A 676-nucleotide genomic window follows, 5' to 3' on the forward strand; every position below is an offset into this window, starting at 1 on the left:
AACGACTGGCCGTCCACCAGCTGGTCCATGAACACGGTGGGTGCCATGGCCGAGTACACCGTTAGGTCACCCTTGCCCTTGAACTGCTCGGCCAGCGAGATGATATCGGTAACGGACAAGTCCGTAGTCACACACTTCGCCGCACCCTGAATAACGCCGGGAAGATCGGTGACGGGCATGGCGAGCACATTGTTCACCAGAGCCATGATGAGCTTGCGCTGATTGGCCGTCCGCGTGAAGTCCCCGTCGACGAAGGCGCGGCTGCGCGCGAACACGAGTGCCTGCTCGCCGTTGAGATGCTGCAGGCCCTCCTCGATGATGATGCGCTGGCCATACGGGTTGTCCGTGGTGTTGTCGGCATCCGTGTCGTCGATGCGCTCCGTCACCTCCACGTCAACGCCACCCACCGCGTCGACCAATTGCACCATGTTCTCGAAGTTCACCTCAGCATAGTGGGAGATATCCACCCCGAGCAGCTGGCTGGCCTCGCGGATGGTGGACGACACGCCACCGTAGTTGTAGGCGGCATTGAACTTCGAGATACCCACGTTGTCGATGTCGATCATGGTGTCGCGCGGAATGGACACGATGCTGGCTTGGTTTCTCGTGGGATCGACGTACACGACAATGTTCGTGTCGGAACGCGCGCCGGCCTCGTCGCTTCCGGTACGCTCGT

The 676-nt window shown here is 60.8% G+C and carries 1 protein-coding gene; it reads right to left on the bottom strand.

The genetic code is table 11. From position 1 onward, the window contains the following. Window positions 1-676, bottom strand: a 676-nt coding sequence (locus F8C90_RS10780) for an LCP family protein (RefSeq protein ID WP_158050500.1), incomplete at both ends; no start/stop codon positions are given.

Origin of the sequence: Ellagibacter isourolithinifaciens (genome assembly GCF_008831035.1) — a bacterium.
Lineage (GTDB): Bacteria > Actinomycetota > Coriobacteriia > Coriobacteriales > Eggerthellaceae > Ellagibacter > Ellagibacter isourolithinifaciens.